Below are 13,581 nucleotides of genomic sequence, written 5' to 3'. Positions count from 1 at the left end.
GAGCGCTGCTCGTCGACGACATCGTCACCACCGGCGCCACCGCGCGCGAGTCGGTGCGGGTGCTGCGGTCCCACGGGGTGCCCGTCGCCGCGGTGCTCGTGCTCGGCTTCGTCTGACAGTGGGCCGGACAGCGGGCCGGCCCGGGGCCCTGACCTGCGGTGTCAGCCCAGCCGGGCCGGCGGCGAAACGATCGGGCATCGGCTGGCCCAAACCGGTGGCAGACCGGCCCGGAATCGGGCTAACGTCGGGTCAGGTGGAGTAGCTCAAAGCGGCGCGCATCGCGCGCCCCACGACAGGAAAAGAGTTGGGCAGCATGGCACGGAAGACCGCGGAAATCGACCAACTTGACACCGGGACCGGCGCGCCGGTCGAGGGCGCGAAAGCCGAGGTGGTGGTGAAGGGACGCAACGTCGAGGTGCCCGACCACTACCGGGTGTACGTGTCGCAGAAGTTGGCCCGCTCCGAGCGGCTGGACCGCAGCATCTATCACTTCGACGTCGAGCTCAAGCACGAACGCAACCGCCGCCAGCGCAAGGCCTGCCAGCGGGTGGAGATCACCGCCCGTGGCCGCGGCCCGGTGGTGCGCGGCGAGGCCCGCGCGAACAGTTTCTACGCCGCGTTCGAGGCGGCGGTCGCGCGGCTGGAGAGCCGGCTGCGCCGCGACAAGAGCCGCCGCACCGTCTCCTACGGGGACAAGACCCCGGTGTCGGTGGCCGAAGCGACCGCGATGACGCCGCTGCCCGAACCGGGCCCGGACGCCTGGGAGCGCACCGACGCCCGCGCCGACGGCCACGAGCAGCACGACGGCCACGACCTCGCCGACGCCGGCCCGGGCCAGATCGTGCGGGTCAAGGAGTACGAGACCACCCCGATGGCCGTCGACGACGCGCTCTATGAGATGGAACTGGTCGGCCACGACTTCTTCCTGTTCCACGACAAGGAGACCGGGCGGCCCTCGGTGGTCTACCGCCGCCACGCCTACGACTACGGTCTGATCCAGCTGACCTGACCGACGGGCCGGCACCGGTTGGTCCTCTACGATGGTGGTCGCCCGGAACTCCAAATCCACGGGGGACACAAGCTGTGCTGAACAAGTTGCTGCGTCTCGGCGAAGGACGCATGGTCAAGCGGCTCAAGAAGGTCGCCGACCATGTCAACAGCCTCTCCGCCGACGCGGAAGGGCTCACCGACGCCGAGTTGCGGGCCAAGACCGACGAGTTCAAGAAGCGGATCGCCGACGGCGAGAGCCTCGACGACCTGCTGCCCGAGGCGTTCGCGGTGGCCCGCGAGGCGGCCTGGCGGGTGCTGAGCCAGCGCCCCTTCGACGTGCAGGTGATGGGCGCGGCGGCGCTGCACTTCGGCAACGTCGCCGAGATGAAGACCGGTGAGGGCAAGACCCTGACCTGTGTGCTGCCCGCCTACCTCAACGCCCTGGGCGGCGACGGCGTCCACGTCGTGACCGTCAACGACTACCTGGCCAAACGCGACGCCGAGTGGATGGGCCGGGTGCACCGCTTCCTGGGCCTGGAGGTCGGGGTCATCCTCGCCGGGCTCACCCCGGCCGAGCGGCGCGCCGCCTACGGCGCCGACATCACCTACGGCACCAACAACGAGTTCGGCTTCGACTACCTGCGCGACAACATGGCGCACTCGGTGGCCGACATGGTGCAGCGCGGCCACAACTTCGCCGTCGTCGACGAGGTCGACTCGATCCTCATCGACGAGGCCCGCACCCCGCTGATCATCTCCGGCCCGGCCGACGGCGCCTCGCACTGGTACACCGAGTTCGCCCGGCTGGCCCCGCTGATGGAGAAGGACACCCATTACGAGGTGGACCTGCGCAAACGCACCATCGGCGTGCACGAGGCCGGCGTCGAGTTCGTCGAGGACCAGCTGGGCATCGACAACCTCTACGAGGCCGCCAACTCGCCGCTGGTCAGCTACCTGAACAACGCGATCAAGGCCAAGGAGCTCTTCGTCCGGGACAAGGACTACATCGTCCGCGACGGCGAGGTGCTCATCGTCGACGAGTTCACCGGCCGGGTGCTGGTGGGCCGGCGCTACAACGAGGGCATGCACCAGGCCATCGAGGCCAAGGAGCGCGTCGAGATCAAGGCCGAGAACCAGACCCTGGCCACCATCACGCTGCAGAACTACTTCCGGCTCTACGACAAGCTGGCCGGCATGACCGGCACCGCCCAGACCGAGGCCGCCGAGCTGCACGAGATCTACAAGCTCGGGGTGGTGTCGATCCCGACCAACAAGCCGATGGTCCGCGCCGACCAGACCGACCTGATCTACAAGACCGAGGAGGCCAAGTTCCTCGCGGTGGTCGACGACGTCGCCGAGCGCCACGCCAAGGGCCAGCCGGTGCTCATCGGCACCACCAGCGTGGAGAAGTCGGAGTATCTGTCCCGCCAGCTCACCAAGCGGCGGGTGCAGCACAGCGTCCTCAACGCCAAGTACCACGAGCAGGAAGCCGCGATCATCGCCGAGGCGGGCCGCCGGGGCGCGGTCACGGTGGCCACCAACATGGCCGGTCGCGGTACCGACATCGTGCTGGGCGGCAACGCCGACTTCCTCACCGACCAGCGGCTGCGCGGCCAGGGCCTGGACCCGGTCGAGACCCCCGACGAGTACGAGGCCGCCTGGGACGAGCTGCTGCCCAAGATCAAGGCGGAGGTGGCCGCCGAGGCCGAGGAGGTCATCGAAGCGGGCGGGCTGTACGTGCTGGGCACCGAGCGCCACGAGTCGCGGCGCATCGACAACCAGCTGCGCGGCCGGTCCGGCCGGCAGGGCGACCCCGGTGAGTCCCGGTTCTACCTGTCGCTGGGCGACGAGCTGATGCGCCGCTTCAACGGCGCGATGCTGGAGAGCATGCTCACCCGGCTCAACCTGCCCGAGGACGTGCCGATCGAGGCCAAGATGGTCACCCGCGCGATCAAGAGCGCCCAGACCCAGGTCGAGCAGCAGAACTTCGAGGTCCGCAAGAACGTCCTCAAATACGACGAGGTGATGAACCAGCAGCGCAAGGTGGTCTACGCCGAGCGCCGCCGCATCCTGGAGGGGGAGAACCTCGCCGAGCAGGCCCACGACATGGTCGTCGACGTGATCACCGCCTACGTCGACGGCGCCACCGGCGAGGGCTACGCCGAGGACTGGGACCTGGAGAAGCTGTGGGAGGCGCTGAAAACGCTCTACCCGGTCGGCATCGAGCACACCGACCTGTTCGACCCCGACGCCGACGGCGACCCCGGCGAGCTGACCCGCGAGGAACTGCTGTCGGCGTTGCTCGCCGACGCCGACCGGGCCTACGCGAAGCGGGAGACCGAGCTGCAGGAGATCGCCGGCGAGGGCGCGATGCGCGAACTGGAGCGCAACGTGCTGCTCAGCGTCATCGACCGCAAATGGCGCGAGCACCTCTACGAGATGGACTACCTCAAGGAGGGCATCGGGCTGCGGGCGATGGCCCAACGCGACCCGCTGGTGGAGTATCAGCGCGAGGGTTTCGACATGTTCGTCGGGATGCTCGAGGGCCTCAAGGAGGAGTCGGTCGGCTTCCTGTTCAACGTGGCGGTCGAGGCCGCCCCCGCCCCGGCGGTGGCGCCGGTGGCCGCCCCCGACGGGCTGGCCGAGTTCGCCCAGTCCGCCGCCGGCGACCGGCAGCAGCCGGCACCGGCGTTGCACGCCAAGGGCATCGACGACGACAAGCCGCAGCTGACCTACTCCGGTCCCGCCGAGGACGGGTCCGCGCAGGTGCAGCGCGGCAACGGCCGGCCGGGCCAACCGCAGGGCGCCGGAGTCGGGACCGGCAGCCGGCGGGAACGCCGGGAAGCCGCGCGGCGGGCCAACCGCGGCACCAAACGACCCAAGTCGGCCAAGAAGCGCTGAGCGGCCCGGCCGGGCGGTCAGCCGATGTGCAGCGCCACCACCTGCCAGCCGGTCTCGGCCCGCTCGACCCGTCCGGCGATCGCGTGCACCCGTTCGCCGCGCCGGTAGGTGCCGAACACCTCCGCCGCCCGCGGCGGGTCGCCGGATCCGGCCGCCTGCACCCGCACCCGCTGCAACGCGGCGGTGGTGCCACCCGCCCCGCCGGTGGCCGTCGCGTGCGCGCCCGCGCGCAGCGACTCGAACAGCCCGGCGGCCAGCAGCGGGCGCAGGTGCTGCACCGGGCGGCGCCGGTCGAGGACCTCCAGGATTCGGCGCAGCGCGGCGTCGGCGAACCGGGCGGCCGGATGCAGTCCGGGCGCCGGGGCACCGCCGGTCGGCGGCGGCCTGCGGTGCGGCCTGCGGTGCAGCGGAGCCAGCGGCCGGTGCCGCGGCAGCGTCCGCGGCGGCGGCTCGTAGTCGACCACCGGCGCCACCGCCGGGTGGTCGGCGGGCACCGGAACGATGGGCTGGATCAACGTCGCCTCCCCAGGCTCGACCGGTTCGCACCGGTGGGGAACGGCGATGGTGGGCTCATCATCGCACGGCCGGCGGATCGGCGTGTACCCGCTCCACACCGCCGGGGGGCCGCCGGTTACGGTGACCCGACGAGTGTCTCCAGCCCGCCGGGGGCTGGGCTTGCAGGGGAGGACCAGTCGCACAATGGTGACCAGGTTGTCCGCATCCGACGCGTCGTTCTATCGGCTGGAGAACACCGCCACCCCGATGTACGTCGGCTCGCTGATGATCCTGCGCCGCCCCCGCGCCGGGCTGAGCTACGAGACCCTGCTGGCCACCGTCGAGGAGCGGCTGCCGCAGGTGCCGCGGTACCGGCAGAAGGTCCGGGAAGTCACGTTGAAGCTGGCCCGGCCGGTCTGGATCGACGACCCCGACTTCGACATCACCTACCACATCCGCCGCTCGGCGCTGCCGTCGCCGGGCAGTGAGGAGCAGCTGCACGACCTGATCGCCCGGCTGGCGGCCCGGCCGCTGGACAAGTCCCGGCCGCTGTGGGAGATGTACCTGGTCGAGGGCCTGGCGCAGAACCGGATCGCCATCTACACCCGCTCGCATCAGGCGCTGGTCAACGGGATGCGGGCGCTGGAGATCGGCCACGTCCTCGTTGACCGCACCCGGCGGCCGCCGGATTTCGGTGAGGACATCTGGATCCCGGCGCGCGAGCCGTCGGCCGGGGACCTGCTGTTGGGTGTGCTCGGTGACTGGGTGGCCCGGCCGGCGGCGTCGGTGGCGGCGGCGCGCTCGGCGGTGAGCGGGGTGGCCACCAACGCCGGGTATCTGGCCGACGTCGGCCGCGGCGCGGTCCACACCGCGCGCACCCTGCTGCGCGGCACCGCCCCCAGCAGCCCGTTGAACACCACGGTCTCGCGCAACCGGCGGTTCACCGTCGCCAGCGCCGACCTCGACGACTTCCGAAAAGTGCACGCCCGCTACGACTGTCACGTCCACGATGTGGTGCTGGCGGTGGTGGCCGGGGCGCTGCGCAACTGGCTGCTGTCCCGCGGTGAGCCGGTGGCGCCGACCACCACCGTGCGCGCGATGGCGCCGCTGTCGGTCTACCCCGCCGACGAATTCGGTTCCGCCGGGCCCAGTCAGGCGATCAGCGAGGTCGACCCCTACCTGGTCGACCTGCCGGTCGGGGAGGGCAACGCGGTGGTGCGGCTCTCCCAGATCGCCCACGCCACCGAAACCCACGCGCCGGCGGCGCAACCGGTGGCCGCGCGCACCATCTTGACCCTGTCCGGCTTCGCGCCATCCACCCTGCACGCCATGGGCATCCGGGTGGCCACCACCTACTCGGCGCGGGTGTTCAACCTGCTGATGACCAACGTGCCCGGCCCGCAAGCCCAGATGTATGTGGCCGGAACCAAATTGCTGGAGGCCTACGCGGTGCCGCCGCTGCTGCACAACCAGGTGCTCGCGATCGGGGTGACCTCCTACAACGGCCGGATGTACTTCGGGATCAACGCCGATCGGGAGGCGATGCGCGACGTCGAGATGCTGCCGGCGCTGCTGCGCGAGTCCCTCGACGAGCTGGTGGAGGGCGCCCGGTGAGCGCGGCGGGCGCGGCGGAGGTGCCCAAGAAGCTCTACCGGCGCGAATTGCGGCGCCTGCAGATCGAATTCGTCAAACTGCAGGGCTGGGTGCGCAAGACCGGGGCCCGCATCGTGGTGGTCTTCGAGGGGCGCGACGCCGCCGGCAAAGGCGGTGCGATCAAGCGCATCACCGAGCGTCTGAGCCCGCGGGTGACCCACGTGGTCGCGTTGCCCACGCCGACCGAGCGGGAACGCACCCAGTGGTACTTCCAGCGCTACATCGCCCATCTGCCCGCCGCCGGCGAGATCGTGCTGTTCGACCGCTCCTGGTACAACCGGGCCGGGGTGGAGCACGTGATGGGGTTCTGCACCGACGAGGAGCACACCCGGTTCCTGCGCCAGGCCCCGGTGTTCGAACAGCTGCTCATCGAGGACGGCATCCTGTTGCGCAAGTACTGGTTCTCGGTGTCCCAGCAGGAGCAGCTGCGCCGCTTCCAGGCCCGCCGCAACGACCCGGTGAAACGGTGGAAGCTCTCGCCGATGGACGTCGAGTCCGTCGACCGCTGGGTCGACTACGGGCGCGCCCGCGACCAGATGATGGCGCACACCGACACCTCGGTGAGCCCCTGGTATCTGGTGGAGTCGGAGATCAAACGCAACGCCCGGCTCAACATGATGGCGCACCTGCTGTCGACCATCGACTACCGCGACGTCAAGCAGCCCGAGGTGACCCTGCCCGATGAGCCGGTGCGCGCCGACCAGGTCCGCCCGCCCCGTGAGCTGTTCAACTATGTCGACGATCACGCCGCCGCGCTGATCCGGGCCGGCAGACGCGGCTAGGGTCGGCGCATGCGGGTGTACATCCCGGCCACCGTGGCCATGCTCGAGACGCTGGTCGCCGACGGGCAGCTGCGGCCGGTCAGCGGCACCGCGTTCGCGGTGACGCCCACGCTGCGGGAGGCCTACGCCAGCGGCGGCGACGACGAACTGGCCGAGATCGCCCTGCGCGACGCGGCGGTGGCCTCGCTGCGGCTGCTGGCCGGCGCCCAGGACGACCCCGGCACCCACCCACTGCGCCGGGCGGTGCTGGTCGCCGACGCCGAGGCCGTCGCCCGCCCCGATCTCGACGACGCGGTGGTGCGGCTGGCCGGGCCGGTGGCGCTGGACGACGTGGTGGCCGCCTACGTCGACAACGCCGAGGCGGAGCCGGCGGTGCGGGCCGCGGCGGCCGCGGTCGACCGGGCCGACCTGGGCGACGAGGACGCCGAACTGCTGGTCGGGGACGCCCAGGACCACGATCTGGCCTGGTACGCCACCCAGGAGCTGCCGTTCCTGCTGGAATTGCTGTGATCCGCGGCTGGCTAAAAAACCGTAACCTACGGTACCGTAGGTTGCTCATGGGGAAGAAATACATCAAGGTCCGCGCCCGCGTCGCCGACACGGTGCGGCCCAACGTGGCCGGCGCCGACCGGCGGCCGGGCTGGAATCTGGTGCGCACCATCGCCACCCGGATCACCACCCCGCTGCTGCCCGACGACTACCTGCGCCTGGTCAACCCGCTGTGGTCGGCCCGCGAACTGCGCGGCCGGGTGGTGGAGGTGCGCCGGGAGACCGAGGACGCGGCCACCCTGGTGATCAAGCCCGGCTGGGGTTTCGACTTCGACTACGCCCCCGGCCAGTACATCGGGATCGGGCTGCTCGTCGACGGCCGCTGGCGGTGGCGGTCCTACTCGCTGACCTCCACCCCGGTGACCGCGGGCGTGGAGGCCGGCGAGCGCACCATCACCATCGGCGTCAAGGCGATGCCCGAGGGGTTCCTCTCCAGCCACCTGGTCGGCGGGGTCCGGCCGGGCACCGTGGTGCGGCTGGCCGCCCCGCAGGGCAACTTCATCCTGCCCGACCCGGTGCCGGCGCAGCTGCTGTTCCTCACCGCCGGCTCGGGCATCACCCCGGTGCTGTCGATGCTGCGCACGCTGGCCCGCCGCGACCAACTCGGCGCCGGCGCCGACGTGGTGCACCTGCACTCCGCGCCCAGCGCCGCCGAGACCATGTTCGCCGCGGAGCTGACCGAGCTGACCGCCCGACACCCCGGCTACCGGCTGAGCCTGCGGGAGACCCGCACCGCCGGGCGCCTCGATCTGGCCGGCCCGGCGGCACTCGACGCCGCGGTGCCCGACTGGCGGCAGCGCCAGACCTGGGCGTGCGGGCCGCAGGCCATGCTCGACGACGCCGAACGGCTCTGGTCGGCGGCCGGCGTCGCCGACCGGCTGCACCTGGAGCGGTTCGCGGTGTCGCGGGCGGCGCCGGCCGGGGTGGGCGGCACGGTGACCTTCGCCCGCAGCGGCCGCAGCGTCACCGTGGACGGGGCGACCTCGCTGATGGAGGCGGGGGAGGGCGCCGGGGTGCAGATGCCGTTCGGCTGCCGGATGGGCATCTGCCAGTCGTGTGTGGTCCCCCTGGTCGAGGGACACGTGCGTGACCTGCGCACTGGGGCGGAGCACGATCCGGGCATGCGGATCCAGACCTGCGTCAGCGCGCCGTCCGGGGACTGCGTGCTCGACATCTGATCCGCTACCCGCTAGTAACCTACGGTGTCGTAGGTTACGCTGTCGTAGGTACGCGAAAGACGTTTTTCCGAGGAACCCGAGAGGAGGCGCGATGGCCATCACCGATCTGCCCGCGTTCGCGCATCTGAGCGATGACGACGTGGCGAACCTCGGCATCGAACTCGACGCCATCCGCCGCGACGTCGAAGACTCGCTGGGGGAGCGCGACGCCCGCTACATCCGGCGCACCATCGCCGCGCAACGACTGCTCGAGGTGTCCGGGCGGCTGCTGCTGGCGGCCAGCGCCAAGCGGTCGGCCTGGTGGGCCGGGGCGGCGACGCTGGGCGCGGCCAAGATCATCGAGAACATGGAGATCGGCCACAACGTCATGCACGGCCAGTGGGACTGGATGAACGACCCGGAGATCCACTCCTCGAGCTGGGAGTGGGACATGACCGGCGCGTCCAAGCACTGGCGGTTCACCCACAATTTCCAGCACCACAAGTACACCAACGTGATGGGCATGGACGACGACGTGGGCTTCGGCATGCTGCGGGTCACCCGGGATCAGCGCTGGCAGCGGTTCAACCTGTTCAACGTGGTGTTCAACACCATCCTAGCGGTCGGTTTCGAGTGGGGTGTCGGGCTGCAGCACCTGGAGATCGGCAAGATCTTCAAGGGCCGCGCCGACCGGCGGGCCACCCTGGTGCGGCTGCGGGAGTTCCTGACCAAGGCCGCCCGCCAGGTGGTCAAGGACTACCTGGCCTTCCCGGCGCTGACCGCGCTGTCCCCGGCGGCCACCTTCCGCTCCACCCTGACCGCCAACGCCACCGCCAACGTGATCCGCAACCTGTGGTCCAACGCGATCATCTTCTGCGGGCACTTCCCCGACGGCGCGGAGAAGTTCACCAAGGACGACCTGGAGCACGAGACCCGCGGCCAGTGGTACCTGCGCCAGATGCTGGGCAGCGCCAACATCGACGCCGGGCCGGCCATGCGGTTCTTCTCCGGCAACCTGTGCCACCAGATCGAGCACCACCTCTACCCCGACCTGCCCAGCAACCGGCTGGCCGAGGTGGCGGTGCGGGTGCGCGAGGTCTGCGACCGCTACGACCTGCCCTACACCACCGGGCCGTTCCTGGTGCAGTACGCCAAGACCTGGCGCACCATCGCCAAGCTCTCGCTGCCGGACCGCTACCTGCGGGCCACCGCCGACGACGCCCCCGAGACCCGCAGCGAGCGGATGTTCGCCCACCTGGGTCCGGATTTCGCCGCCGCGGGGCCGGGCCGGCGGCGCGGGCTGAAATCGGCGATCGCCGCGGTGCGCGCCCGTGGCCGGGCAAGCGGGCCGGCCGCGCCCGGGGCCGACGAGAGCCTGGCCGCCTGAGCCGAGCGGCTCAGTCCTCCCGCAGCGCCACCAGCAGCCGCCGGGCGGCGTCGACCCGGCGGGTGGCCGGGCCGGTCACCGTGTCCAGGGCGCACTCGGGGTCGGCGGGCGGGCCGAGATGCCCGCAGCCGCGCGGGCATTCGGTGATCACCTCGGCCAGGTCGGAGAACGCCAGCAGCACGTCGTCGGGTTCGACGTGGGCCAACCCGAACGACCGGATGCCGGGGGTGTCGATCACCCAGCCCCCGTCGGGCAACGCCAGCGCCACCGACGCGGTGGAGGTGTGCCTGCCCTTGCCGATCTCCGAGACCACCCCGGTGCGCCGGTCGGCGTCCGGCACCAGCCGGTTGACCAGCGTGGATTTGCCCACCCCGGAGTGGCCGAGCAGCACGGTGCTGTGGTCGGCCAGCACCCCGGCGACCGCGTCGAGGGGGTCGTCGAGGCCCGCGGTGAGCACCGTGAGGTCCAGGTCGGCGAACTGTTCCCGGATCGGGTCGGCCGGGGCCAGATCGGATTTGGTCAGGCACAGGATCGGGGTCAGGCCGCCGACGTAGGCGGCGATCAGGGTGCGGTCGACCAGCCCGGTGCGCGGCGGCGGATCGGCCAGCGCCATCACGATCAACAGTTGGTCGGCGTTGGCGACCACCACCCGCTCGGTCGGATCGGTGTCATCGGCGGTGCGCCGCAACACGGTTCGTCGCGGCCCGCGCCGCACGATGCGGGCCAGCGTGTCCGGCCGGCCGGACAGGTCGCCGACCACGTCGACGGTGTCGCCGACCACGATCGGGGTGCGGCCCAGTTCGCGGGCCCGCATCGCGGTGACGGTGCGCTGCGGGTCGCCGTCGAGCACACACCCCCAGCGGCCGCGGTCGACGGAGACCACCATCGCCGGGCGGGCGTCGGCGTGCTCGGGGCGGATCTTGGTGCGGGGCCGGGAGCCCCGCCCGGAGCGGACCCGGACGTCGGATTCGTCGTAGTCGCCGGGTCTCACCGACCCGGCCCGCCGTCGAGCATCCGGGCCCACAGGCCGGGGAAGTCCGGCAGCGTCTTGGCGGTCGTGGCGATGTCGTCGACCTGCACGCCGGGGACCCGCAGCCCCACGATCGCGCCCGCGGTGGCCATCCGGTGGTCGGCGTAGGACCGCCACAGCCCGCCGTGCAGTTCGGTGGCGGTGATGACCAGCCCATCGGCGGTCTCCTCGCAGCGCCCGCCGAGCCGGGTGATCTCGGTGCGCAGCGCCGCCAGCCGGTCGGTCTCATGCCCGCGCAGATGGGCGATGCCGGTGAGCCGGGAGACCGAACCCGGCGCGGCCAGCGCGGCCAGCGCCGCCACCGACGGGGTCAGTTCGCCGACCTCGTGCAGGTCGATGTCGAAGCCGTCGTAGCCGGGCGCGCCGGTGACCTCCAGGTGTGGGTCCGCCGGGTCGGTGTGGTGGCGCACGCTCGCCCCGGTGCGCGCCAAGATCGCGGTGACCGCCTCGACCGGCTGGATGCTCGTCGCCGGCCAGCCGACCAGCCGGACCGTGCCGCCGGTGACCACGGCGGCGGCCAGGAACGGCACCGCGTTGGACAGGTCCGGCTCGATCACCCAGTGCCGGGCGGCGACCGGTCCGGGTGCCACCCGCCAGCGGCGGGCGTCGGCGTCGTCGACCGTCACCCCGGCCTGCCGCAGCATGGTCACCGTCATCGCCACGTGCGGCGCCGAGGGCACCGTCGCGCCGGTGTGCTCGACGGTCAGGCCGTCGCGGAAACCGGCCCCCGACAGCAGCAGCCCGGAGACGAACTGGGAGGACGCCGAGGCGTCGATGGCGACGGCGCCGCCGGCCACCGCGCCGCGGCCGTGCACCACGAACGGCAGCCCGTCGCCCGCGATCTGCACGCCGAGCCGGCCGAGTGCGGCCAGCAGCGGCGCGATCGGGCGCACCCGGGCGGCCTCGTCGCCGTCGAAGGTGACCGCCGCGTCCCCCAGGGCCGCCAGCGGCGGCACGAACCGCAACACGGTGCCGGCCAGGCCGCAGTCCACCCGGGCGTCGGGGGGCGGGGCGATCGCACCGGCGACGGTGAGTTCGGTGGCGTCGCCGTCGACCCGCAGGCCCAGGGTGCGCAGCGCGGCGATCATCAGGTCGGTGTCGCGGCTGCGCAGCGCGCCGCTGATCGTGCACGGGTCCGCGGCGAGCGCGGAGAGCAGCAGCGCGCGGTTGGTCAGGGACTTCGAGCCGGGCACCCGCACCGTCGCGTGTACCGGCGTTGCCGGGCGGGGAGCGGTCCAGGGAGTCACGGCTCCATCCTGCCCTGTCGCCGGTTTCTGCCACCATGGACGGTGTGTGTGGACGATTTGCGGTGACCGTCGATCCGGCGCTGCTGGCCGCCCAACTCGACGCCGTCGACGAGACGACCGCCGCGGATCGCACCGCCCCGAATTACAACCCACGTAACTACAACGTCGCCCCCACCACCCCGATCGTCACCGTGGTGCGCCGCCACGGCGACCCCGAGCAGCCCCCCGACGAGCCCGTTGCCCTCGACACGCCCCGGGGCGCCGCGACCCGGCGGGTGCGGCTGATGCGCTGGGGGCTGGTGCCGCACTGGGCCAAGCCCGGTCCCGACGGCGCGCCGCAGACCACCCGGCTGCTGATCAACGCCCGCGCCGACAACGCCACCACCTCTCCGGCGTTTCGGGCGGCCACCAGAGCGCGGCGCTGCCTGGTGCCGATGGACGGCTGGTACGAGTGGCGCGCCGAGCCGCCGACCGCCGCGGCCGGGCGCGCCACCCGGGCCCGCAAAACGCCGTTCTACCTGTCGCGCACCGACGGCACACCGCTGATGATGGCCGGGCTGTGGTCGGTGTGGCGCGCCGACGAGCGGTCCGCACCGCTGCTCAGCTGCGCGATCATCACCACCGACGCGGTGGGCCCGCTCGCCGAGGTCCACGACCGGATGCCGCTGCCGATCGCCGAATCCGACTGGGACGCCTGGCTCGATCCCGACGTCGCGGCGGACCCCGCCCTGCTGGCCGGGGTGCCCGACGTGGCCGCGATCACCGCCCGCGAGGTCTCCACCCTGGTCAACAACGTCCGCAACAACGGCCCGCAGCTGCTGGACCCGCCCGAGCCGCGGCCCTGGCAACCGACGCTGCTGTAGTCCCCCCCGCCACACAGCGTCCGGCCCCCGGAACCGGGGCGGTTCCGGGGGCCGGACGGGGGCAGACGCAGGCTCAGGCCCGCTCCACCTCCACCATCTCGAAGTCGGCTTTCGCGGCGCCGCAGTCCGGGCAGCTCCAGTCCTCGGGGATGTCGGCCCAGCGGGTGCCGGGCTCGATGCCGTCCTCGGGCCAGCCCTTGGCCTCGTCGTACTCGAAGCCGCACTGCACGCAGACGAACAGTTTGTAGTCGCTCATCGGGTCACCTCCATGTCGTCGAAATCGATCTTTTCGCGGACCGCGCAGTCCGGGCAGGCCCAGTCCTCGGGGATCTCGGCCCAGGCGGTGCCGGCCGGGAAACCCTCCCGCGGGGCGCCGAGCGCCTCGTCGTAGACGTAGCCGCAGCCCGGGCAGCGGTAGGCGGCCATCAGGCCACCGCCGGGTAGCGGGCCAGCACCTTGTCGCGCACCCGCGGGTGGATGTTGGCCCGGGTGATGTCGCCGTCGTAGTGGTCGAGCACCCGGTGGTC

General features: G+C 72.0%; 13 protein-coding genes and 1 pseudogene. 9 read left to right on the top strand and 5 right to left on the bottom strand.

The window, feature by feature from the left end:
• From A5643_RS18015 to secA, 3 genes and pseudogenes are all read left to right on the top strand, one after another.
• Nucleotides 1-116 (top strand): annotated as a pseudogene (locus A5643_RS18015) (ComF family protein); the annotation flags it as partial.
• A 197-nt stretch (nucleotides 117-313) separates the two neighbouring features.
• Nucleotides 314-1,009 carry a ribosome hibernation-promoting factor, HPF/YfiA family gene (hpf, locus tag A5643_RS03165; protein ID WP_082948697.1) on the top strand — a complete coding sequence of 232 codons (696 nt, stop codon included), beginning with the start codon at nucleotides 314-316 and terminating at the stop codon, nucleotides 1,007-1,009.
• A gap of 74 nt (nucleotides 1,010-1,083) precedes the next feature.
• Nucleotides 1,084-3,891 (top strand): preprotein translocase subunit SecA, encoded by a 2,808-nt coding sequence (gene secA / locus A5643_RS03160; protein ID WP_066851870.1) that lies wholly within the window; start codon nucleotides 1,084-1,086, stop codon nucleotides 3,889-3,891.
• 17 nt (nucleotides 3,892-3,908) lie between these two features.
• Here the strand turns inward: secA and A5643_RS03155 are convergent, their stop codons facing one another.
• Nucleotides 3,909-4,406 carry an Rv3235 family protein gene (locus A5643_RS03155; RefSeq protein ID WP_197497627.1) on the bottom strand — a complete coding sequence of 166 codons (498 nt, stop codon included), beginning with the start codon at nucleotides 4,404-4,406 and terminating at the stop codon, nucleotides 3,909-3,911.
• A gap of 184 nt (nucleotides 4,407-4,590) precedes the next feature.
• Between A5643_RS03155 and A5643_RS03150 the strand changes: the two genes are divergently transcribed.
• The 5 genes from A5643_RS03150 (at nucleotide 4,591) to A5643_RS03130 (ending at nucleotide 9,914) form a co-directional block, all read left to right on the top strand.
• A complete protein-coding gene (locus A5643_RS03150) occupies nucleotides 4,591-6,000 on the top strand; it encodes a WS/DGAT/MGAT family O-acyltransferase (RefSeq protein ID WP_066851868.1) in 1,410 nt (469 codons plus the stop codon).
• Nucleotides 5,997-6,821: a polyphosphate kinase 2 gene (gene ppk2 / locus A5643_RS03145; protein WP_066851867.1), complete on the top strand. Its 825-nt coding sequence runs from the start codon at nucleotides 5,997-5,999 to the stop codon at nucleotides 6,819-6,821. The genes A5643_RS03150 and ppk2 overlap by 4 nt, the downstream gene beginning before the upstream one ends.
• A gap of 9 nt (nucleotides 6,822-6,830) precedes the next feature.
• The gene (locus tag A5643_RS03140) at nucleotides 6,831-7,331 is read left to right on the top strand and encodes a DUF6912 family protein (protein WP_066851865.1); all 501 of its coding nucleotides are present in this window, start codon (nucleotides 6,831-6,833) and stop codon (nucleotides 7,329-7,331) included.
• Nucleotides 7,332-7,378: 47 nt separating this feature from the next.
• Complete coding sequence (locus A5643_RS03135; RefSeq protein ID WP_066851863.1) at nucleotides 7,379-8,548, top strand: ferredoxin reductase; 1,170 nt, start codon at nucleotides 7,379-7,381, stop codon at nucleotides 8,546-8,548.
• A 91-nt stretch (nucleotides 8,549-8,639) separates the two neighbouring features.
• Complete coding sequence (locus A5643_RS03130; protein ID WP_066851861.1) at nucleotides 8,640-9,914, top strand: fatty acid desaturase family protein; 1,275 nt, start codon at nucleotides 8,640-8,642, stop codon at nucleotides 9,912-9,914.
• Nucleotides 9,915-9,924: 10 nt separating this feature from the next.
• Here A5643_RS03130 and rsgA read toward each other — a convergent pair whose 3' ends face one another.
• Together rsgA and aroA are read right to left on the bottom strand one after the other, a co-directional pair.
• On the bottom strand, nucleotides 9,925-10,905 hold the full coding sequence (rsgA, locus tag A5643_RS03125) for a ribosome small subunit-dependent GTPase A (RefSeq protein WP_066851859.1): 981 nt from the start codon (nucleotides 10,903-10,905) through the stop codon (nucleotides 9,925-9,927).
• Complete coding sequence (gene aroA, locus A5643_RS03120; RefSeq protein ID WP_066851857.1) at nucleotides 10,902-12,191, bottom strand: 3-phosphoshikimate 1-carboxyvinyltransferase; 1,290 nt, start codon at nucleotides 12,189-12,191, stop codon at nucleotides 10,902-10,904. The genes rsgA and aroA overlap by 4 nt, the downstream gene beginning before the upstream one ends.
• Nucleotides 12,192-12,235: 44 nt before the next feature.
• Here aroA and A5643_RS03115 point away from each other — a divergent pair, with 44 nt between their 5' ends.
• Nucleotides 12,236-13,054: an SOS response-associated peptidase gene (locus A5643_RS03115; RefSeq protein WP_066851872.1), complete on the top strand. Its 819-nt coding sequence runs from the start codon at nucleotides 12,236-12,238 to the stop codon at nucleotides 13,052-13,054.
• A 73-nt stretch (nucleotides 13,055-13,127) separates the two neighbouring features.
• On the opposite strand, the gene A5643_RS03110 is transcribed toward A5643_RS03115, so the two are convergent.
• A complete protein-coding gene (locus A5643_RS03110) occupies nucleotides 13,128-13,310 on the bottom strand; it encodes a rubredoxin (protein WP_066851855.1) in 183 nt (60 codons plus the stop codon).
• Nucleotides 13,307-13,480 (bottom strand): rubredoxin, encoded by a 174-nt coding sequence (locus tag A5643_RS03105; protein ID WP_066851852.1) that lies wholly within the window; start codon nucleotides 13,478-13,480, stop codon nucleotides 13,307-13,309. The genes A5643_RS03110 and A5643_RS03105 overlap by 4 nt, the downstream gene beginning before the upstream one ends.
• Nucleotides 13,481-13,581: the final 101 nt, after the last annotated feature.

It is taken from the genome of Mycobacterium sp. 1274756.6, from assembly GCF_001668625.1.
Classification (GTDB): Bacteria; Actinomycetota; Actinomycetes; order Mycobacteriales; family Mycobacteriaceae; genus Mycobacterium.
This window is presented reverse-complemented; position numbering and strand designations above follow the sequence as displayed.